19 protein-coding genes are annotated in these 20,116 nt (G+C 49.7%); 10 read left to right on the forward strand and 9 right to left on the reverse strand.

The genetic code is table 11. The annotated features are described in order from the left end of the window. Positions 1 to 54 precede the first annotated feature (54 nt). Positions 55 to 1,053 (forward strand): asparaginase, encoded by a 999-nt coding sequence (locus tag PH235_RS04640; protein WP_272161245.1) that lies wholly within the window; start codon positions 55 to 57, stop codon positions 1,051 to 1,053. 284 nt (positions 1,054 to 1,337) lie between these two features. On the opposite strand, the gene PH235_RS04645 is transcribed toward PH235_RS04640, so the two are convergent. Genes PH235_RS04645 through PH235_RS04655 form a run of 3 tightly spaced genes read right to left on the reverse strand, consistent with a single transcriptional unit; the run spans position 1,338 to position 5,450 of the window. Continuing rightward, positions 1,338 to 3,224 (reverse strand): ABC transporter ATP-binding protein, encoded by a 1,887-nt coding sequence (locus PH235_RS04645; protein WP_272161246.1) that lies wholly within the window; start codon positions 3,222 to 3,224, stop codon positions 1,338 to 1,340. Beyond that, a complete protein-coding gene (locus PH235_RS04650; protein WP_272161247.1) occupies positions 3,214 to 4,953 on the reverse strand; it encodes an ABC transporter ATP-binding protein in 1,740 nt (579 codons plus the stop codon). Before PH235_RS04650 ends, PH235_RS04645 begins: the two co-directional genes overlap by 11 nt. 56 nt (positions 4,954 to 5,009) lie before the next feature. Beyond that, positions 5,010 to 5,450 (reverse strand): MarR family winged helix-turn-helix transcriptional regulator, encoded by a 441-nt coding sequence (locus tag PH235_RS04655; protein ID WP_272161248.1) that lies wholly within the window; start codon positions 5,448 to 5,450, stop codon positions 5,010 to 5,012. A 183-nt stretch (positions 5,451 to 5,633) separates the two neighbouring features. Between PH235_RS04655 and trxA the strand changes: the two genes are divergently transcribed. Further along, positions 5,634 to 5,948, forward strand: coding sequence for a thioredoxin (gene trxA / locus PH235_RS04660; RefSeq protein WP_272161249.1), 315 nt, complete (start codon positions 5,634 to 5,636; stop codon positions 5,946 to 5,948). A 194-nt stretch (positions 5,949 to 6,142) separates the two neighbouring features. Then, entirely contained in the window at positions 6,143 to 6,856 is a 714-nt protein-coding gene (gene budA, locus PH235_RS04665) for an acetolactate decarboxylase (RefSeq protein WP_272161250.1), read from the forward strand. Positions 6,857 to 6,933: 77 nt separating this feature from the next. Here the strand turns inward: budA and pfkB are convergent, their stop codons facing one another. Together pfkB and PH235_RS04675 are read right to left on the reverse strand one after the other, a co-directional pair. Beyond that, positions 6,934 to 7,848: a 1-phosphofructokinase gene (gene pfkB, locus PH235_RS04670; protein WP_272161251.1), complete on the reverse strand. Its 915-nt coding sequence runs from the start codon at positions 7,846 to 7,848 to the stop codon at positions 6,934 to 6,936. A 112-nt stretch (positions 7,849 to 7,960) separates the two neighbouring features. Continuing rightward, complete coding sequence (locus PH235_RS04675) at positions 7,961 to 9,706, reverse strand: Na/Pi cotransporter family protein (protein ID WP_272161252.1); 1,746 nt, start codon at positions 9,704 to 9,706, stop codon at positions 7,961 to 7,963. A gap of 287 nt (positions 9,707 to 9,993) precedes the next feature. On the opposite strand from PH235_RS04675, the gene PH235_RS04680 reads away from it, so the two are divergent. Further along, positions 9,994 to 12,381 carry an AAA family ATPase gene (locus PH235_RS04680; RefSeq protein WP_272161254.1) on the forward strand — a complete coding sequence of 796 codons (2,388 nt, stop codon included), beginning with the start codon at positions 9,994 to 9,996 and terminating at the stop codon, positions 12,379 to 12,381. 59 nt (positions 12,382 to 12,440) lie between these two features. Here the strand turns inward: PH235_RS04680 and PH235_RS04685 are convergent, their stop codons facing one another. Further along, positions 12,441 to 13,307, reverse strand: coding sequence for a DegV family protein (locus tag PH235_RS04685; protein WP_272161255.1), 867 nt, complete (start codon positions 13,305 to 13,307; stop codon positions 12,441 to 12,443). 135 nt (positions 13,308 to 13,442) lie between these two features. On the opposite strand from PH235_RS04685, the gene PH235_RS04690 reads away from it, so the two are divergent. Then, positions 13,443 to 13,778, forward strand: a complete 336-nt coding sequence (locus PH235_RS04690) for a hypothetical protein (RefSeq protein ID WP_272161256.1) — start codon at positions 13,443 to 13,445, stop codon at positions 13,776 to 13,778. A gap of 236 nt (positions 13,779 to 14,014) precedes the next feature. On the opposite strand, the gene rlmN is transcribed toward PH235_RS04690, so the two are convergent. Together rlmN and PH235_RS04700 are read right to left on the reverse strand one after the other, a co-directional pair. Next, entirely contained in the window at positions 14,015 to 15,079 is a 1,065-nt protein-coding gene (gene rlmN / locus PH235_RS04695; protein ID WP_068559217.1) for a 23S rRNA (adenine(2503)-C(2))-methyltransferase RlmN, read from the reverse strand. Between the two features lie 120 nt (positions 15,080 to 15,199). After that, a complete protein-coding gene (locus PH235_RS04700; protein WP_272161257.1) occupies positions 15,200 to 16,477 on the reverse strand; it encodes an NRAMP family divalent metal transporter in 1,278 nt (425 codons plus the stop codon). A gap of 142 nt (positions 16,478 to 16,619) precedes the next feature. Here PH235_RS04700 and PH235_RS04705 point away from each other — a divergent pair, with 142 nt between their 5' ends. The 4 genes from PH235_RS04705 to PH235_RS04720 all read left to right on the forward strand — a co-directional run bounded on the left by PH235_RS04705 (position 16,620) and on the right by PH235_RS04720 (position 19,045). After that, a complete protein-coding gene (locus PH235_RS04705) occupies positions 16,620 to 17,000 on the forward strand; it encodes an iron chaperone (RefSeq protein ID WP_272161258.1) in 381 nt (126 codons plus the stop codon). 43 nt (positions 17,001 to 17,043) lie between these two features. Further along, positions 17,044 to 17,379: a DUF1622 domain-containing protein gene (locus tag PH235_RS04710; protein ID WP_272161259.1), complete on the forward strand. Its 336-nt coding sequence runs from the start codon at positions 17,044 to 17,046 to the stop codon at positions 17,377 to 17,379. A gap of 139 nt (positions 17,380 to 17,518) precedes the next feature. Further along, positions 17,519 to 18,061 carry a ferritin-like domain-containing protein gene (locus PH235_RS04715; RefSeq protein ID WP_272161260.1) on the forward strand — a complete coding sequence of 181 codons (543 nt, stop codon included), beginning with the start codon at positions 17,519 to 17,521 and terminating at the stop codon, positions 18,059 to 18,061. Between the two features lie 264 nt (positions 18,062 to 18,325). Beyond that, positions 18,326 to 19,045 (forward strand): 16S rRNA pseudouridine(516) synthase, encoded by a 720-nt coding sequence (locus PH235_RS04720; protein WP_272161261.1) that lies wholly within the window; start codon positions 18,326 to 18,328, stop codon positions 19,043 to 19,045. A gap of 36 nt (positions 19,046 to 19,081) precedes the next feature. On the opposite strand, the gene PH235_RS04725 is transcribed toward PH235_RS04720, so the two are convergent. Beyond that, positions 19,082 to 19,468: an MmcQ/YjbR family DNA-binding protein gene (locus tag PH235_RS04725; RefSeq protein WP_272161262.1), complete on the reverse strand. Its 387-nt coding sequence runs from the start codon at positions 19,466 to 19,468 to the stop codon at positions 19,082 to 19,084. A 154-nt stretch (positions 19,469 to 19,622) separates the two neighbouring features. On the opposite strand from PH235_RS04725, the gene PH235_RS04730 reads away from it, so the two are divergent. Continuing rightward, positions 19,623 to 20,096 carry a MarR family winged helix-turn-helix transcriptional regulator gene (locus PH235_RS04730; protein WP_272161263.1) on the forward strand — a complete coding sequence of 158 codons (474 nt, stop codon included), beginning with the start codon at positions 19,623 to 19,625 and terminating at the stop codon, positions 20,094 to 20,096. Positions 20,097 to 20,116 lie beyond the last annotated feature (20 nt).

The raw sequence follows: 20,116 nt of genomic DNA on the forward strand, positions 1-20,116 counted from the left end.
TCAGTCGTATAATGAAGCATACAAAAAATATGCCGATGAAAGGTAAAATTAAATATGAAAAAGAAAAAGATATTGATGATCGGAACGGGCGGTACGATCGCCTCCAAAATAACGCCGAACGGCCTCGATCCCCAACTGACATCCGAAGAGATACTGGCTTTTATCCCCGGCATCTCAGAAATATGCGAGGTCGATACCCTGCAGATCTGCAATATCGACAGCACGAATATCGCGCCTGACATCTGGGTGCTGATGACGGATACCATCAGGGAAAAGTATGAACAATATGACGGGTTTGTCGTCACCCACGGAACCGACACGATGGCCTATACGGCTGCCGCGCTTTCCTATATGATCCAGGACTCCCCAAAACCGATCATCATCACCGGTGCCCAAAAACCGATCAATATGGAAATCACCGATTCGAAGACGAATCTCTTCGACAGTTTCCTGTACGCATCTTCAGATTCCGCCAGCGGTGTCCAGATCGTCTTCAACGGGAAGGTCATCCTCGGAACACGGGCAAGGAAGACGCATTCCAAGAGCTTCCAGGCTTTTTCCAGCATCAATTACCCTTATTTGGCGATCATCCAGGATGGACGCGTGATTTCTTACATCACAAAAGAAAAAGCGCCATCACCGCGTTTCTATGACAGTCTGGATGCGAAGGTCGCGCTGTTCAAGCTGACGCCGGGAGTGGATTCGGATATTCTTGCTTACATGCTTGAACGGAACGATGCAATCATCATCGAAAGCTACGGAGTCGGCGGCATCCCTTCGGCGCCGGAGTACGGATATTTCGAGGTCATCAATCACTGGATCGGAAAAGGGAAGACGGTGGTCATGACGACGCAAGTCCCGAATGAGGGCAGCGACATGGAAATCTACAAAGTCGGCCACGAACTGAAATCGCGGGTCAATATTTTGGAAGCCTACGACATGATCACCGAAGCGGTCGTATGCAAACTGATGTGGATCCTTGGCCAAACCCAAGACCCGGCCCGGATCAAGGAACTGTTCTACACGACGATCAGCAACGATATCCTTTATTGAAACGACAAAAAAAGCAAGTACGGTCCCGAGTTGGGGACTGCACTTGCTTTTTCGATTATCCGGTAATTTTTTGTGCGTGTCCGCTGAGGCCAGCGGGGGAGCCGGTGAGCTTACCTCCGGTGAACGGGGGCTCCCCGGAGGTAGGCCGACATTTCGCTTGACTCCTCCGATGAGCGCAGCCTCGCCGGAGTTGAGGCTGAAAGTTACCGGTGACCTCCGGCGAGCGTACCTTCACCGGAGCTGCGAAGGGATTCCCCCCGATTCCTTCATTTCCTCCGATTCTTCTATTCGAGCTCGAATGCTCCGGTATAAAGCTGATAATATTTTCCTTGTTCGCCGATCAATTTCTCATGATCGCCGCGTTCGATGATCCGGCCTTGCTCCATCAGCATGATCACATCCGCATTTTGGATGGTGGACAGGCGGTGGGCGATGACGAAAACGGTCCGTCCTTGCATCAACGCATCCATGCCGCGCTGCACGATCGATTCTGTCCGCGTGTCGATGCTGGAGGTTGCTTCATCCAGTATCATGACGGGAGGATCGGCAACGGCCGCACGGGCAATCGAAAGCAATTGCTTCTGGCCTTGGGAAAGGCCTTCGCCGTCGCCGGAAATGACTGTTTGGTATCCCAACGGCAGACGGGAGATGAAATCATCGGCATTCGCCAAACGCGCTGCCGCATAAATTTCTTCATCGGATGCGTGCAGATTGCCGTAACGGATATTTTCCAGAATCGTTCCGGTGAAGAGGTTGGTGTCCTGCAACACGATGCCAAGCGAACGGCGCAGGTCATTTTTCTTGATGTCTGCGATGTCGATGCCGTCATAAACGATTTTTCCGTCCTGGATGTCATAGAAACGATTGATCAGGTTCGTGATGGTCGTTTTGCCGGCACCCGTCGATCCCACAAAAGCGACTTTCTCGCCGGGATGGGCATAAAGGCTGATGTCATGCAGAATCTGCTTGTCGGGATTGTAGGAGAAGTCGACGTCAAAGAATCGGACATCACCGGTCAGTTGCGTATAACGGACAGAACCATCTGCTTGAGGCACTTTCCATGCCCAAAGTCCGGTATGGTTTTCGGCTTCCTTCACTTCATCACCGACCATGGTTGCATTCACCAAGGTGACGGTGCCTTCATCCAATTCAGGCTTTTCATCCATCAATTCGAAGATCCGCTCAGCACCCGCCAAAGCCATCACGATCGATGAAACTTGTTGGGAAATCTGGTTGACCGGCATCGTGAAGGAACGGCTCAACTGCAGGAAGGAAGCGATCGCCCCCAAAGTCAGGCCGCCGATGCCTGCGACAGCCATGGCTCCTCCGAACATAGCGATCAGAGCATATTGCAGGAATCCCAGATTCCCTAGGATCGGCATCAGGATATTCGCATAGATGTTTGCGTTCGTCGCGCTCTCGCGCAACTCGTCGTTGAGTTTGTCGAAACGCTCCTTCGATTCCGTTTCGCGTCCGAAAACTTTCACTTCTTTTTGCCCGTGCATCATTTCCTCGATATAACCGTTCACTTTACCGAGCGTCTGCTGCTGCTTGACGAAGTTGACGGAACTCTTGCCGCCAATCGTCTTTGTGACGGTGATCGACAAGGCGACCATCAGGGCAACGATGAGCGTCAGCGGCAAACTTACCGCCAGCATCGCAGCGAAGACGCTGACGATCGTGACCAGGGAAGAAAAGGCCATCGGGATACTTTGCGAAAGCATCTGGCGCAAAGTATCGATATCATTGGTGTAGCGGCTCATGACGTCGCCATGCGCATGCGTATCGAAATATTTGATCGGCAAGGACTGCATATGCGTGAACAGCTCATCACGGATTTTTTTCTGGATCCCTTGGGAAATGGAAACCATCAGGATGTTGTAGACATAAGTCGCCACGACACCAATCATGTAAATGCCGGCCATCATCGCGATCGCACGGTACATGCTGGTGAAGACCGGATTGGTTACGCCCAGTAAAGGCGTGATATACTCATCAATCAGCGTCTTCAGGAAAAGCGAACCCACAACATTGGCAAGTGCACTGACGAGGATACAGATCAATACAAGGCTAAAGGTAAATTTGTGGCCTTTGGAAATATAGGACAGGAGGCGTTTTGTCGTTTTGCCGGCATCTTTGGCTCCGCGCCGTTTTGGTTGATTAGGCTTCATCGGCAATTTTTCCCCCTTTCGTTTGTGAATAGTACACTTCTTGGTAAATGGTGTTTGTTGCCAGCAATTCATCGTGCGTTCCGATGCCATTGACGCTGCCGCTCTCCATCACGATGATTTTGTCGGCATCCTGAACGGAAGAGACGCGCTGAGCGATGATGAATTTGGTTGTGTTCGGGATTTCTTCCTTGAAAGCGGTCCGGATCAAGGAGTCCGTCCGGGTATCCACGGCGCTGGTCGAGTCATCGAGAATCAGGATTTTTGGTTGTTTCACCAAAGCGCGCGCGATGCAGAGCCGTTGTCTTTGGCCACCGGAGACGTTTGTGCCGCCTTCTTCAATATAAGTGTCGTAGCCATCGGGAAGGCGTTGAATGAATTCATCGGCTTGAGCTTGTCGCGCCGCAGTCATCAGCTCTGCATCGGTAGCGGCAGGATTGCCCCAGCGTAGATTGTCTTTGATCGTTCCCGAGAACAGGATGTTTTTTTGGAGCACCATAGCGACTTCGCTACGCAATGTTTGCATATCATAATCGCGTACATCGATGCCGCCGACTTTCACCGTACCACCGGTTGCATCATAGAGACGCGGAATGAGGTGGACCAATGATGTTTTGGCACTGCCGGTACCGCCGATGATGCCGACCGTTTCCCCTGATTTGACGGAAAAACTGACATTTTTCAAGGCGAGCTTCTTCGGATCGTTGGTGTAACTGAAGTCCACCTGCTCGAAAGAGACCGAACCGTCAGGGATGACCGTGATCGGATTGCTGTTGTTCTTCAGATCGCTGTCCTCACTAAGTACTTCCACAATCCGCTCCGCTGAAGCGCGGGAGATGGTGACCATGACGAAGACCATCGAAATCATCATCAAACTCATCAGAATTTGGGAAGCGTAAGTGATCAGACTCATCAGTTGGCCTGTCGTCATCGAACCGGAGACGATCATGCGCGCGCCCAATAGAGACAAGGTCAGTATGCTTGCGTACATCGTGAACTGCATCAAAGGACTGTTGAAGGCCAATATCTTTTCGGCTTTAGTGAAATCAGTGTAGATTTTCTTGGAGACGGATTTGAATTTCTCGGTTTCGTGCTCTTCACGCACAAAGGACTTCACGACCCGGATGCCATAAAGATTTTCCTGGACGACCCGGTTCAGCTTGTCATAGGTGCGGAACACTCTCTGGAAAATCGGGAAGGCTTGTGACATGATCAGGTAGAGACCGAAGCCCAGGAACGGGATCGCTCCAAGGAAGACCATCCCGAGTTCACTGTTGATGCTCAGAGCCATCAGCAATGAGAATACGAGCATAAGCGGTGCCCGGACCATGATCCTTATGATCATCTGGTAAGAGTTCTGGACATTCGTGATGTCCGTCGTCAAACGGGTAATCAGACTGGATGTCGAAAACTGATCGATATTCGAAAATGAGAAATCCTGTATGTTGTAGTACATGTCCTTGCGGATATTTTTAGCGAATCCGGCCGAAGCTTTTGCCGCATGCAAACCGGAGAGGACTCCGAACCCTAATGAAAAGAGGGTGGAGACGATTAAGATCAGTCCGATGCGGATGATGAAGGGCATGTCTCCTTCTCCGATCCCTTTATCGATGATCATAGACATCAAATAAGGGATAAGTACTTCAAGGACGACTTCCAAAGTGACATATATAGGGGCAAGGATCGAGTCCTTTTTATACTCGCGTATGCTGCCCATGAGTTTTTTTATCATAGCGTTAATCCTTTCCGTAAATAATGATTGGGTGTTTTTTTAAATGGTTGAGGCAATCAGCTTTCTGCATTTTTCGAGATTTTTTCGAGAATCGTCAAAAAAGTGGCGATTTCTTCTTCAGTTAAACCTTTGGACAATTGATTCTCCACGGTTTCAATCACTTGTTCTGAATTTTTTTTTGCTTGCAAAGCCTTATCCGTCAGCATCATTTTTCGCAGTCTGGCGTCATAAGGAACGGTTTCCCGCAGCAGCAAGCCATCCCTTTCCATCGTATTCAGTATGCCTGTGACGGTCGATTTGCGGATGTCGAATTTCTGCTCGAGATCTTTCTGAAAGACGTCTCGCTCTGCTGATTCTTTGGCGATGTAGGAAACGATCGCGAATTGCATGCCGGTCAAACCATAACCATCATTTTCGGTCAAGTGCCTATTCATGAGACGCTTTATTTGTTGCCAAAGCGATCTGATCCGGAATCCCAGCAAGTCTGTGTTGCTCATTATTTTTCACCACCCATATAGTTCGTGCCCTAACTATATTATGCCTGTTAGGAGGGATTGTCAATCATCTTGCTTACTTTTTAAATCTTTTTTATTTACTAATAATACCGGGTGGGGTATAATACGTTTTGTTGATAAGAAATTAAGGAAAAAATATACAGTTTAAGGAAGGATAGATAAAGAATGAGCACACAAGTAACAGATACAACATGGCAAAGTGAAGTACAAGAAGGTTTGACATTGATGGATTTTTGGGCGCCTTGGTGCGGACCTTGCCGCATGCTCGGACCCGTTTTGGAAGAAATCGAAGAAGAGATGGACAACAAAGTGAAAATCGTCAAATTGAACATCGACGATAACCAAGCGACAGCTTCACAGTTCGGCATCATGAGCATTCCGACAATGGTCCTGTTCAAAGACGGAAAACCGGTTGAAAAACTGACCGGCTACCATCCGAAAGATGTTTTGGTTGAATACTTGGAAACAAAATTAGCGTAATATAGCATGAATGGAGGGCTGTCCTGGTTTCGGGACGGCCCTCGTTTTTTTATGCGCGTATCCTAGATCAACTTGGTGGCCGGCCATTCTTGGCGACGCGACTGTTTGCCGGCTTTCTGCTGTGATATAATGGGCTATCATGATCACACAGAACAACAAATGATTGCATAAAGGCACAGAAGGGGCGGAAACAGATGGGCGAAAGTACATTGTATCAGCATCAGACGCTGGGGGATCTGATGGCGGGGGTATTCGATGGAACCCTGACATTCGAAGAATTATTGAAGCATGGGGATATCGGAATCGGCACTTTTCATGATTTTGAAGGGGAACTGATCCTGCTTGACGGCATCGCCTATCAAGCGAAGGCGGACGGCTCGATTTCGAAAGTCAATCCATCCCAGACAACGCCGCATGCTGCGGTGACTTTTTTTCAACCGGACCGTGAATACGACATCGACCGGCCGATGACGCTGAGAAAAGTCAGGTCAGATATCGTCAAGCGCGTACGCAGCCGGAATGTGTTTTCGGTCGTCAAAATAACCGGGCATTTTGAATATATGCATACGCGGGCGGTGCCGAAGCAGCAAAAACCGTATCCGCGCCTGATCGAAGCGACGCGTGTCCAGCCGGAATTCGAGTCCTACGATATGCAAGGGACGGCAATCGGTATCTATACACCTGAATTGTTTGATGGCGTAGCCAAGGGTGGCTTCCATTGCCATTTCATCAGCGATGACCACAAATTCGGTGGACACATCCTCGATTACATCGTGGATAACGCGAAATGCGAAATCCAAACCATCGAAAGCATCACGCAACATTTCGCCGTCCAATCGGATGATTTCATGGACAAAGAAATCGGCTACCACAACTTGGCGGAAGAAATGGCCGAAGCAGAAGGCTAATAAAGAAAAGCGAAAAAAAGAAGCGTTGGATAACCTCCGGAGACCGGGATTATCCAACGCTTTTTAAGATTTTGGATTTATTCGATTTTTTCCAAAACAACGCGGGCCAATTGCTCTTCGATCTCATCGGCGGTGGCGATATCCGGAGAGAAGGCTGTGGCAGTCCCGCAAGCGACGGCTACCCGGAAAGCTTCCAAGGGGTCCCCAGTACGGATAAAGCTCCCTACAAACCCGGCCACCATGGAGTCCCCGGAGCCGACCGGATTGGCGACTTCACCGGATAATGGCGGTGCATAGATGACTTCCTGCGGTGTGAAGAGTAGCGCGCCGTCTCCGCCGAGGGAAACGATGGCATGCTGGGCGCCCAATTCAACCAACTGCTTGCCGTAAGGGATAACCTCCTGCCAAGTGGTGAAAGTCCGGCCGAAAAATTCTCCGACTTCCTTCTGGTTCGGCTTGACGACTAAGGGATGATACTGCAAGCTGTTGCGTAATTCATCTTTGGTGATGTCGCAGGCAAAAGGAACGCCTTCCTCATGCAAGGAGCGGATCAGCTGTTCATAAAAATCCTGCGGCATAGAAGGAAGCTTGCTGCCCGACATCACAACGAAGTCCTGCGTCGAGATGTCCTCGAAGCATTTCATAAAAACAGCGACTTCCTCTTCGGTCGCAGCAGGGCCGTAATCGCTGATTTCCGTATCCTGATCCGATTTCAACACCAAGTTGATACGCGTGCGCTCTTTTATCACGATGAACTGATTGATGATCTGCAATTCTTCCAAGTAATCGCGGACAAACTCGCCGGTGAAGCCGCCGCGAAAGCCCAACGCGATGGAAGGGATCCCGAGCGCCTTCAGGACGCGCGAAACCATGATGCCTTTGCCGCCGGGAGTGATCAGTTCGTTATCCATGTGATGAGAATGCCCTAGACTAAGATGCGGAACGGAGACGATATAATCGATGGTTGGATTCAAAGTAATCGTATAAATCATGGGAGTTCCTCCTGACTAAAATTCCAAAGTGACCTATATGTACAACTTCTGTTTTAAGTATAGCGTTGTTCCCGATCAAACTCAAAAATAAGCCGTGGAGGACTGAGGAGCCTCATTTTTCCGGGGTTGAAGCATTCAAGGCAACACCTGCATGGGCTTGCTCTGTTTTGCGGATCAAGCGACGGCTCAATTTTTGATAAGGGTAGCGTGTCCCCAAAGTATGTTTTGCGATCTTCACGGCGTGGTCGCTGATGCGTTCCAAGTTGGATACGATATCGATGAACAGGATGCCTTCGGAAGGCAATCCGATTCCGCTGTTCAAGCGCTGGATATAGTTTTCGCGGATCATCTGTTCTTGTTCGTTCACCTCTTCTTCACGCTGGATCACTTGCTCTGCCAGCACATGATCGTCTTGGATATAGGAATCGATCGCCTCCTGGATATTCTGTTCAACCATGGAGAATAGTTTCACGAGATCCTCATCCATCAGAATCGTTTTGACATCTTGCAGCTCTTTATTGGCGCGGAGGTCTCTCTTGGCAGCTTTGGTGGCATCTTCGATATTTTTTACGATATTTTCACAATGGTCACCGATGCGTTCCAAGTATTTCGTGATGTCGATCATGATGGCATGATCGTTCGAAGCATGAAACGGCAGCTCTTCCCGTGAAATGAAGGTAAGGTATTCCGTCAGTTTGTAGTCGATGGTGTCGACGATTTCTTCGAGTTGGAGCATGTCCTGTTTGTACAGATCATTGTGGTCGAGGTAATACTTATAGGTGGCATGATATTCATCCGTCACAAACGATCCCATCTGTTCCACTTCAAGCTTAGCCTGATTCAATGCCACGGACGGACTGGTTTGGATGATCGTGTAGTCGAGATGGGTAGCATCATATTTCACGATCCGCTCCTCCCCTGGAACTATTTTTGTGACCAACACAGCCAATTGGCGGATGAACCACATCTGGATCACTACGTTCAACACATTGAACATGCCGTGTGCGAAAGCCAGCTGCATGGCCGGATTGAGATTCAAGGTTGCGGACAAGTTTGTCAGCACTACGGTGAACGGCGCCAAAATGAGCAGGATGAAGGCCGTTCCCGTCAGATTGAATACGACATGGGAAGCGGCTGCGCGTTTTGCGGGCAAGCTGGCTCCGATTGCGGCGAGCACCGCTGTGATGGTCGTGCCGATGTTATTACCGAACAGGATCGGCAAAGCGGCCTGCAGGGAGATGCTGTTTTGGGAATAAAGTTCCTGCAGGATGCCGACTGTGGCACTGGAACTTTGAATGACCAAAGTCAGTCCGGTTCCGGTGAGCACGCCGTAAAAAGGGTGGTCGGACAAATTCGTCATCAGCGATCTGAATTGCGAAAGCTGTTCCAACGGCTCCATCCCGGTCCCCATCAAGTCCAGCCCGTAGAAAAGGGAGCCGAAGCCAAAGATGATTTGGCCGATGCTGTTCAAAAAAGGATTTTTTGTGAAGAAGAGCAAGATGGCGCCGATCGCCATGATCGGAAGTGCATACGCCCCCACATGGAAACCGATGATGAAGGCTGTGATCGTCGTGCCGATGTTGGCCCCCATAATGATCCCGATGGCTTGTTCCAGATTCATGAAGCCGGCACTGACCAATCCCACGGCGAGAACGGTCGTCCCCGAACTGCTCTGGATCAATACGGTCACCAGAATCCCCGCCAACACAGCCCGGAAAGGGGTGGAAGTGAACTTGTTCAAAATGTTGCGCAAATTATCGCCGGCACTGCGTTGCAGGCCATCCCCCATGTATTTCAATCCGAACAAAAAAATACCCAAACCTCCGAAAAATTGGAATAACATACTTTGCCAATCCATACTTTTCCTCCTTATGTTAACTATTTCACGAATGAAGCGCGCAATGGGAAATCTTTTCTCTTTGAAAGAAAACGTTTCCTTATATGGTTAAGGATAGAAGAAACAGGTTAGTTTGTACAGTGAATTATTCCAAAAAGGTGGCGCTCGCAGCAACAATTCCAGTGGATAAGCGGATGAGCATAATCAAGAGGAAAAAAAGGAAGGATATGTTAGAATAAGTAGGATTATCCACGCAAATATAACCACAATGCACATTATAAATACAAAAAGGAAGGAAGAATTTCCTGATGACAGACGAAAGCCTAACTGAAAATATCGACGAGAGGTTAAAAGGGATCGAGAACAATATCAGGAAAAACATGTCCTTGAGCAGCGTTCCGATCTTGATGGAAGCCATCCGGACGCATCCGGATCATCCACATGTGAATTACTTGTTGGGGCTCAGCCACTACAAGAACCGTAATCTTGAAAAAGCGATGCATTACGCACTGCGGGCGGTGGAATTGGACGGCACCGGCGATGCCTATTTGACGCTGCTGGCGAAGCTATATGCGGAGGACGGCGATGACAAGGCAGCCGAGAGCTATGCGCAAGCCGCCTTCACCCGCAACCCCGCCAATTGGGAAGCGTCACTTGTCCTGGCGAAGATGGCCTTCGAAAAGAACGACCTGCCGCTGGCGCTGGAACTCGTCGATCAGGTGATAAAACACAGTCCGAAATCCTTTGCGGCTTTGCGTTTGAAATCGAAAATCTACCTGCAGCAGGAAGAGGAGCTGGATACGATCCTGGCTTCCATCGAAGAGTCCGAAAAATACGGCTATGACGATGCCATCGAGTACGACCGCGTCTATGCCTACTACATCCACGGCCGTTTCGACGAATGCCGCCGTATCCACAAGGAATTGGAACGGACGCGACCGCTTTCGCACAGCACCGAAAAAGTCGGCAAGCTGATCGCGACCATGCAGTCGAGCCGGCTGGCAAGAAGGGCCCCGCATGCCGATTATTTCCATATGGATGCCGCCCATTCCAACCGGAAAGTCAAAGTCTCTTTGGAAGAGTCCTTGGCTGAACTGAATGATCTGATCGGTCTGACGGAAGTGAAGGAGACCATCAACCGGATCGTGAAGCTGGTCGAATACGACAAAAAACGGGCCTACATGCTGTCGATCGAGAAAAATGAACAGCCTTCCTATCATTTCGCCTTTTCCGGCAATCCGGGCACAGGGAAAACGACAGTAGCCAGGATTCTGGGAGACATCTTCTATTCTCTGGGCATCCTCGAATCGGGTCAATTGGTGGAAGTGGATCGCTCGGATCTGGTCGGCGGCTACGTCGGCCAGACAGCCCAGAAGACCAAGGCTGTTATCGAATCGGCCATGGGCGGGGTGCTGTTCATCGATGAAGCCTATTCCTTGGCGTCCTCGGACAGCGATTCGCTCGATTACGGATCCGAAGCCATCGATACTTTGATCAAATCAATGGAAGATCACCGCAATGATTTCATCGTGATCCTTGCGGGTTATGACACCGGCATGAAGCAGTTGCTGAAATCGAATCCTGGCCTGTCGAGCCGGATCAATATGCAGATCGATTTCGAGGATTTTTCCGACCAGGAATTGTTGGAAATCGCCAAGGCGCAAGCCAAAGACAACCATTATACGCTGACCGAGGAAGCCGAGCAGGCTTTCAAGGTCAAAATCAATCAGGAAAAAGTGGTCCCGCAGTTCGCCAATGCCCGTGCCGTCCGGAACATCATGGAAGAAGCGATGCGGGAACGGGCCTTCCGTCTGAGCGAAAAGCCGGTAACGAAGGATGATCTGGTCATCCTCGAGCCGCTCGATTTCGGCATCGACCCGAACCAACTGTTCGGGGATAACATTGAAGACTTGATGGCGCAGCTACGCAATCTGGTTGGGTTGAAGGATGTCAAAAAACAAGTCAGCTCGATCATGAACTACGTGCGCGCCGAAAAGCGCCGCGAAAAGATGGGGCATCCGATGAACGATTTGTCCTTGCACATGGTCTTCACCGGCAACCCCGGCACAGGCAAGACGACCATCGCGCGATTGATCAGCCAGATACTGAAATCCATCGGTGTGCTGAAGCGCGGACACATGATCGAAGTCACAAGGGAAGAACTGGTCGGACAGTACGTCGGCCAGACCGGACCGAAAACATTGGAAAAAATCAAGGAAGCATACGGCGGTGTGCTGTTCATCGATGAAGCCTATTCCCTTTATTCCGCCTCCGAAAACGACTTCGGCTATGAAGCCATCAGCACGCTGATCAAGGAGATGGAGGACAACCGCGACAAGCTGGTCGTCATCATGGCCGGCTATCCGAGCGAGATGGAGCAGATGCTCAGCATGAACTCCGGCATCCGCAGCCGGATCGCCTACACGGTCGATTTCCCGGATTACGACAGCGAAGAGCTGACGGAAATCTTCCACATGGCCGCCACCCAGCAAGGTTTTGTGCTGACGGAGGAAGCCCAGGAAAAAGTGAAGAAACTGTTCGTGCAGTCCTATACGACGCGCGACAGCCATTTCGGCAACGCCCGCACGGCCAGGAGCCTCTTCGAGAAGGCGAAGCTGCACCAAAGCAACCGCTTGGCCGAAGATGAGGACGCCGACCTATTCACCATTCTGCCGCAGGATATCGAAGAGAATTAGTAAGCAAACAAAAAAACTTCTGCACTGGGAATAATTCCGTAGTGCAGAAGTTTTTTCTTTTATTCGGCGTTTCCCGTTTTCTCAATCCCGGCAATCCCGAAAGCGCCAGGACCGCCATGGGAAGTGATGACGCCGCCGGTCTGGATCCAAGTGACGTCCTGGAAGCCTTTTTCCTTCGCGTAGTTTTCCATTTGGGTCATGATTTCTTCATCCAAGCCGAGCGATTGGATGAGGTACAGTTTATTGTCGTCGATGGCGTAAGTCTTCAGGTAGTCATCAAAAAAATCGACAACGACGCGGCTCATCTTGCCGCGGTATTTTTTTGTGGAAACCAATTTGCCGTCGATCAATTCGATCGTCGGTTTTATTTTCAGGAGCGATGCCCCCAGATAAGCTGCGTTGGAGACGCGGCCGCCTGCCCTCAGGAACTCGAGGCCGGATGGCATGAACGAGAAGTGCGTACGCGGCACTGCAGCTTCGATGGCGGAAACCAGTTTTTCCACAGCGATATCCGGTTCCTTTTCAAGCAAATCAGCGGCATAAAGCACGATCGCGGCCAAGCCGCCGGATACGTTCAGGGCGTCGATGAGGTGGATGTTCTCGAAATCTTCCGCCGCCAACACGGCACTCTGGAATGAGGAAGAGGCCTTGGAGGTGTAGCCGATATGCACGATGATACTGTCGGGCTGCTCAGAGCGGATCTTTTCGAAAAGGGCGGTATATTCGTTCGGATTGGTTGCGGTCGTGGAAGGCGTTTTTTTGGTTCGCTCGTAATAATCATACAGATCCGTGACCGGAAAAGATCCATCAAGATGATCGACATCGTCCATGATGACGTGCATCGGCACGATCCGGATATTGTGTTTCTTTGCCAAATCAGCTGGGACATCCGCACCGCTTTCAGTCGTAAGGATTACTCTGCTCATACTATTCCTCCGTCTCCAATGGTCAAATATGTTATTGCCAATGGACTCAATTTGTTGGTTCCAATATACCACACTTTTAGTGCCCGACCAAAAAGTGTTATGATGGAATCAGAACCAGGAAGGGAAGAATGAGGCATGGCCAAAAGAGGAAAAAACCGAAAATCGGACAGCGTAACGATGCTTGCGGTTGCGGGATATGTGCTGTTCTTGGTGGTTGGCTTTCCCGCGGCTGGGAAAGCAGGCGGCTTTTATCCGGCGCTGATGATTTTGGCGGGGATCGCTGTTCTGTTCGCGATCGTCTACTACCATTCGCGCGTGAATGCGTACGTCTGCCCACAATGCCGGCGCAAATTCAAAGTCAGCTTCCTGACGGATCTGCTTTCTTTGAACGGAGGCAAGCAAGGCAAACGGTTGACCTGCCCGCATTGCAGCTTCAAAGGTTGGATGCAGGAGACTTCTCCCGAGGAGTGATAATTGAGCCAGAGCTGGTTTTTGTTGGCTGGGATGGGGGCAAATTGTCGAATGTCCTCTATCATTCGACAATTTCGGCCCGTACTGCAATAAAATAGTCGAATACATCTCCTGCATTCGACTATTTCAGCCCGTTCACCCACCAATCAAAAATCAACAGCACCAATAAAAGCAGAAACGAACCAAAAAACAGGGACCGTCTCAAATTAAAATGAGACGTCCCTGCTGAAATTGGATCATTTAGTTGCTTTTTCCAGATGCTTGCTGCGCAATTGGCCGCAGGCGGCATCGATGTCGGTACCGTGTTCCTTGCGGATGACGCAGTTGATGTTGTTCTTTTTGAGGATATCATAGAACGCCAGAATGTCCTTTTTGGTGCTGCGCTCGTATTTGATGTGCTCGGCAACCGGATTGTAAGGGATCAGGTTCACGTATGACAGGTGACGCTTATCCTTCAACAAAGCTACCAATTCGTGTGCCTGCTCAGGTCTGTCGTTCACGCCCGAAATCATAATGTATTCGAACGTGATGCGGCGGTTGGTCTTTTCCAGATACTCGTCGATGGCGGCCATGACTTCCTTCAGCGGATGTTTGCGGTTGATGCGCATCATGCGACTGCGGATTTCATCGTTCGGCGCGTGTAGGGACAAAGCCAAGTTGACTTGCAGGCCATTTTCCGCGAATTCGCGGATCTTCGGAGCCAAGCCGCTGGTGGAAACGGTGATGTGGCGCGCGCCGATTGCCAAACCTTTGGCATGGTTGACGATATTCAGGAAGGCGATGACATTGTCGTAGTTGTCGAACGGTTCGCCGATACCCATCACAACGATGTGGCTGACGCGTTCACCATTGCCTTTTTGATCCAAGTAGTGCTGGATCTGCATGATTTGTGCAACGATTTCGCCGGCAGTCAGATCGCGTTGTTTGCGTTTCAGGCCGCTTGCGCAGAACGTGCAGCCGATATCACAGCCGACTTGCGTTGTGACGCAGACGGACAATCCATATTCCTGACGCATCAGGACGGTTTCAATCATCAGTTTGTCTTCCAACTGGAAGAGATATTTAGTTGTGCCGTCCGCTGATTCTTGGACGACCACTTGGTTTAGGGGCTGCAGCAAGAAGGTGTCGGAGAGAAGGGCAACCAAATCTTTTGACAGGTTCGTCATTTCCGAGAAGTCCAGGACCCGTTTGATATATAGCCAGTCCCAGATCTGTTGGGCGCGGAATTTTTTCTGGCCTTGTTCCAACAACCAAGCTTCCAGCTGATCCAAAGTCAATCCATAAATAGAAGGTGTGTTCATTATACTTTCCTTTCTTTACCGTTCAAATTTTCAATCCATATCATAACACATTTTTATGAAAATGGAATCACTTCCTGAAAAGAAGTGAAATGGTGCAAAAACGGCAACCTGATTGCAAGGCTATAAGCTAAAGAAATCCTTCAAGAACACTACGCCGATGCCGAACATCACCAAAGTCGCAATGCCGCCGACAACATTTCCCAAACGGCGATTCGTATGGCTGCCCATCACTTTTTTGTTGTTCCCGATGAAGAGGATGAGCAGCATCAGGGGCGGGGCCATCAAGCCATTGATGGCTGCGGAATAGTACAAGGCCCTCATCGGATCAATCCCGATTAAATTGATCGTCAGTCCGATGAGCGTGGCGATGGTGATGACGCCGTAGAAACCATGCGCTTCCTTCAGTTTCTTACCCAGACCAGTCTCCCAACCGAAAAATTCGGAAATGGCGTAGGACGAGGATCCGGCCAAAACCGGTACACCAAGCAGGCCTGTTCCGATGATGCCCAAAGCGAACAACCAATAAGCGAAGTCTCCCACCAAGGGCCGAAGCGCTTGAGCGGCCTCCGATGCGGAATTGATGGTGGTGATGCCGCTAAGGTGAAGGGTCCCGGCCGTCGTCAGCACAATCATGAAAGCAGTGACGGTTGTAAAAAACATCCCGACAATCGTATCAATCTTCATATCCTGGATATCCTTGACAAAGATGCGGGGTTTCCCGGTGCCGATCCCTTTGATTTTATGATCGACGATCTCTTTTTCCACTTCTTCATCCGCTTGCCAAAAAAACAGGTAAGGGGAAATCGTCGTCCCTAAAAAGGCCACCACATTAAGTGTGAATTCCCGGGAAGGGTAAAAGGTTGGGATGAAGGTATGCTGAAGGACAGCGCCCCAATCCTGGCGGACCGTGAATGCCGTGAAGAAATAAGCGAACAGGGAAAGCGTCAGCAACATCAGGAATTTTGAATAATTTTTGTAATCCATAAAAATTTCCAGGATCAAGGTCAGTGCAGTCATGAACAGGATCCAAAAGATGAATGGCAAGCCGAGCACCATCTGAGCTACCGCGGCCATCGCGCCCAGATCGGCACCGATGTTGATGGTGTTGGCGATGAACAGCAGGGAGATTGCCGGATAGCTCACCCACTTAGGATAGGAATGTTTCATGATCCCTGTCAGCCCTTTACCCGAAACCATCCCGATCCGTCCGCACATTTCCTGGATGGCAATCGCAAAGATGCACGAAATCGGAGAAAGCCACAACAGATGAAGGCCGAACATGGCTCCGGTCTGCGAGTAGGTGACTATTCCTGAAGGATCGTCATCGGAGGCCCCGGTGATGACGCCAGGTCCAAATTTTTTGAGGAATTTTTTGGTCTTTTTGAGAATTTTGCGCATCCTTCTCACTCCCCGCTTTTTCTCTTCTTTGACATCATCATACCCACTATCCCCTAAGCTTGCAAGCACTTGCATCGCCATATGATATACTATTTACAGGAACGCAAACAACGAAAAATCCAGACTATTGAGGTGGGTAAAAATGGAAGAATCAGCTATAAAAATTGAAACGATTGATGCATACATCAGCCGCTATGATGAGGATGTTCAGGCAATCCTGCAGGAGTTCCGCCGGGTGATAAAGGAAGAAGCGCCTGATGCGATCGAGAAAATCAGCTATCAGATGCCGACCTTCTACCTGAACGGGAACCTAGTGCATTTTGCAGTGCAGAAAAATCATATCGGTTTTTACCCGGCACCGAGCGGCGTTGCGGCTTTCAAGGAAGAATTGACGGAATACAAGACCTCAAAAGGCGCCATCCAATTTCCGCTTACGAAACCTATCCCATACGAGCTTGTGCGCCGGATTGTCCGCTTCCGGGTCGAAGAAGCGAAGCAAAAAAAGGAACAGAACAAAAAATGAATCGTTCCGCTAGAGTATTTCAAGTACATAAAGGAGGAGTATTATGGATTTGCATGCTGTTTTAACCCAAGTCATCCCGACGCTTGCGAGCCTAATTGAGGGCATCGGCGTCCTGATCATCCTTTATGGGTGCGTCAAGTCATTGCATCTATTTTTTAAAGACAAGCTGAATCTGAACAACAACCAACCGAAACTCGAATTGGCCAAAGCGCTGGCGTTCAGCTTGGAGTTCAAACTGGCCGCGGAAATACTGAAGACGGTCATCATCCAGACGATCGATGAATTCATCGTCCTGTCTGCCATCGTCATCCTGCGGGTTGTGCTGACGGTCGTCATCCATTGGGAAATCAAGAGCACCAATTCAGAAGTTGGGGAGTGACTTTTCCCCGCTCCTGGCAAATTAAATGAAAACGTTCTCTTTTCGCCCCGCTTTTGCCATGATTTCGACATACTTCTTTCCTATACTGAACCTGTAGAAAAGAAGATCACGAAACATACAAAAAAGGGAGCGAATCAAAATGAAAAAATGGAGGAACGGAATTGTGGGTGGGGCTTTGGCAGTCTTATTGTTCAGCGGCACCGGCGTCATGGCATCCGAGGATGAAGAGTTATATGGCGCAGCAGCGGTCAGCGAAGGCGAAACGTATACAATAGAAGAAATGTTGGTTTACGCCATCCAGGATGAATATATGGCCGAAGCGTCCTATCTCGCAATCATGGATGCATACGGAACGGTTAAACCATTCACGAGCATCGCCAAGGCGGAAGGCACACACATCTCCTTGCTGTTGCCGCTGTTCGAAAGTTACGGATTTGAGGTTCCGGAAAATGAAGCGGAAGCCCGTATTGAATTGCCGGCGTCATTGGTTGAAAGCTTTGAAAAGGGTGTAGCTGGCGAAATCGAAAACATCACTGTTTATGGGCAATTCCTTGAGGCCGAAGATTTGCCGGATGATGTCAGAAGCGTCTTTGAACGTCTGATGGCCGCATCCGAAAACCATTTGGCCGCCTTTGAGCGCGGCGTCGCCGGAAATCCCGATGGAGCCGGAAGAAAAAAATGATGCAAAACCATAAAACAAGTTCCGCGCATAATCAACTTGCGCGGAACTTGTTTTTTATAGCCTCAAGAGTGAAATCATAAACTTTCGTAGTAATTCATTTCCATGCCCAATATGTATTCCGGCTGTTTTTTTTGCGCGGTGTCCGGCTTTATGTCTCGATGTTATGGAAACCGGGAGCTGGCCTTTTCTGCTAAGAACTTGCGCCGAGTATCTTTTCCGCTTAAAATGTAAGGACTGCAATAAAAACAGAAAGGAAGAGGACGGATGCGATTGGACAAACTGCTCTGCGAATGCGGCTACGGTTCCCGAGGACAAGTGAAAAAATTGATCAGAAGTAAACAAGTCAGTATCGATGGTGAAATCGTTTTGGCAGACAGTCACAATGTCGATCCGCAACTCCAGACGGTCATCGTCTCGGGAAAAACGCTGACGCACCGGACCAATGTCTACTATATGCTGCACAAACCGGCTGGCGTCGTGACGGCGGTATCCGATGAATGCAACCGCACCGTCATCGATCTGATCGACCCGTCCGACCGCAGACCGGGCCTCTATCCTGTGGGACGGCTGGACAAGGACACGGAAGGGCTGCTGTTGATCACGGACAACGGACAGCTGGGCTATCAGCTGTTGCTGCCGCACAAAAAAGTGACGAAGCGCTATGAAGTCGTCGTGAATGAGCGCGTGACCGCCGCCGATCAGAAAGCCTTCGCTGAAGGGATCGTCTTCCACGGCGGAACGACCTGCAAACCGGCACTTTTAACCATCCTCAGCCACGGGGACGAGGAAAGCCGCGTGCTGCTGGACATCAGCGAGGGGAAATTCCACCAAGTGAAGAAGATGTTCCTTTCGGTCGGCAAGAAAGTCACCTACCTGAAACGGCTGACGATGGGACCAATCGAATTGGATGAATCGATTCCACCGGGGAGCTATCGACCGCTCAACGAAGCGGAATTGGAACAACTGAAGCCGTATTTCCGCTAGAAAGAAGGAAAATCAACCAAAAAGAGGAGGAGCTAATCAAAGCTCTTCCTCTTTTTGGCGTGCCAGGGCTTTTTTCCTCGGCTTGGTCTGCGTCAACCGGTAGCTTTCCGTGATGATGCGGTCAGCAATCGGGTAGAGCTCCTCGGAGACGAACCGTAGGGTAATCCAGTGGGTCTTGTTCATATGATAGGCTGGCATGATTTCTGGAATCGTCTCGCGCAGATAGTCGTTCCACTCGGGGGTGTTCTTCACGTTCAGCCAAATTTCACCGTTCCGTTCGTAGATGTAGGCGAAGGTTTTCCGGTTGCCTTCGTGGCGCATAACGGTCCATTCGGAGTCGCCGAATGGATAATCCTCGATGACATGCGCGTGCTCCTGGCAAAGTGCAATCAACCGATTTCTGACAGAAATTGTTTCTTCCATGCTGATCCTTCTTTCCTGTTCATTTAACGCTACCCTTATTATATTAAATTTTCCTGAAAATGGCTTGTATCGTGTCGGATCTATTGACATATGGATGGATAATGCGATAATAGATAGCATGCTATGTATAACTGTTCGGAAAGGAGGAAACATTTTGATATCACGCGAGATGATGGGAGTCTATATCCCGATGCTCCATAACCAATTTAAGGAACAGATGAACCGACTGGTGGGTAAAATCGACCTGACTACGTCCCAGATCCATGTCCTTTTCTATCTGAAGAGCCGCGGTGACGAGGAAGTGATCCAAAAAGACATCGAAGAGAAGTTCAACCTTTCCAATCCGACCGTGACCGGAATCATCAAACGGCTGGAAGCGAAGGGTTTCGTCACACGCACGGTCAGTTCGAAGGATGCCCGTTCCAAGAGCATCCATTTGACCGAAAAAAGCATCGCCGCATCGGAGGAGATGAAGCGGGCTTTGCATGAAGCCAATAAAAAAGTTTTTGAAGGCTTCACCGAAGAGGAATTGGATGTATTGGAAGAATGCTTCAAAAGGATGCTGCACAACCTGGAAGGCGGCTGTGGCCACCAACATGGGCATGTGCATAAAAAAGAAAACAACTAAATTAGGAAAGAAAAGGGATA

It is taken from the genome of Trichococcus sp. K1Tr, assembly GCF_028309625.1.
Classification (GTDB): Bacteria; Bacillota; Bacilli; order Lactobacillales; family Aerococcaceae; genus Trichococcus.

Excerpts from the sequence above, each read along its gene's own strand:
- PH235_RS04640 (WP_272161245.1), top strand. The coding sequence starts at position 55 with ATGAAAAAGAAAAAGATATTGATGATCGGAACGGGCGGTACGATCGCC.
- PH235_RS04645 (WP_272161246.1), bottom strand. The coding sequence starts at position 3,224 with ATGAAGCCTAATCAACCAAAACGGCGCGGAGCCAAAGATGCCGGCAAA.
- PH235_RS04650 (WP_272161247.1), bottom strand. The coding sequence starts at position 4,953 with ATGATAAAAAAACTCATGGGCAGCATACGCGAGTATAAAAAGGACTCG.
- PH235_RS04655 (WP_272161248.1), bottom strand. The coding sequence starts at position 5,450 with ATGAGCAACACAGACTTGCTGGGATTCCGGATCAGATCGCTTTGGCAA.
- trxA (WP_272161249.1), top strand. The coding sequence starts at position 5,634 with ATGAGCACACAAGTAACAGATACAACATGGCAAAGTGAAGTACAAGAA.
- budA (WP_272161250.1), top strand. The coding sequence starts at position 6,143 with ATGGGCGAAAGTACATTGTATCAGCATCAGACGCTGGGGGATCTGATG.
- pfkB (WP_272161251.1), bottom strand. The coding sequence starts at position 7,848 with ATGATTTATACGATTACTTTGAATCCAACCATCGATTATATCGTCTCC.
- PH235_RS04675 (WP_272161252.1), bottom strand. The coding sequence starts at position 9,706 with ATGGATTGGCAAAGTATGTTATTCCAATTTTTCGGAGGTTTGGGTATT.
- PH235_RS04680 (WP_272161254.1), top strand. The coding sequence starts at position 9,994 with ATGACAGACGAAAGCCTAACTGAAAATATCGACGAGAGGTTAAAAGGG.
- PH235_RS04685 (WP_272161255.1), bottom strand. The coding sequence starts at position 13,307 with ATGAGCAGAGTAATCCTTACGACTGAAAGCGGTGCGGATGTCCCAGCT.
- PH235_RS04690 (WP_272161256.1), top strand. The coding sequence starts at position 13,443 with ATGGCCAAAAGAGGAAAAAACCGAAAATCGGACAGCGTAACGATGCTT.
- rlmN (WP_068559217.1), bottom strand. The coding sequence starts at position 15,079 with ATGAACACACCTTCTATTTATGGATTGACTTTGGATCAGCTGGAAGCT.
- PH235_RS04700 (WP_272161257.1), bottom strand. The coding sequence starts at position 16,477 with ATGCGCAAAATTCTCAAAAAGACCAAAAAATTCCTCAAAAAATTTGGA.
- PH235_RS04705 (WP_272161258.1), top strand. The coding sequence starts at position 16,620 with ATGGAAGAATCAGCTATAAAAATTGAAACGATTGATGCATACATCAGC.
- PH235_RS04710 (WP_272161259.1), top strand. The coding sequence starts at position 17,044 with ATGGATTTGCATGCTGTTTTAACCCAAGTCATCCCGACGCTTGCGAGC.
- PH235_RS04715 (WP_272161260.1), top strand. The coding sequence starts at position 17,519 with ATGAAAAAATGGAGGAACGGAATTGTGGGTGGGGCTTTGGCAGTCTTA.
- PH235_RS04720 (WP_272161261.1), top strand. The coding sequence starts at position 18,326 with ATGCGATTGGACAAACTGCTCTGCGAATGCGGCTACGGTTCCCGAGGA.
- PH235_RS04725 (WP_272161262.1), bottom strand. The coding sequence starts at position 19,468 with ATGGAAGAAACAATTTCTGTCAGAAATCGGTTGATTGCACTTTGCCAG.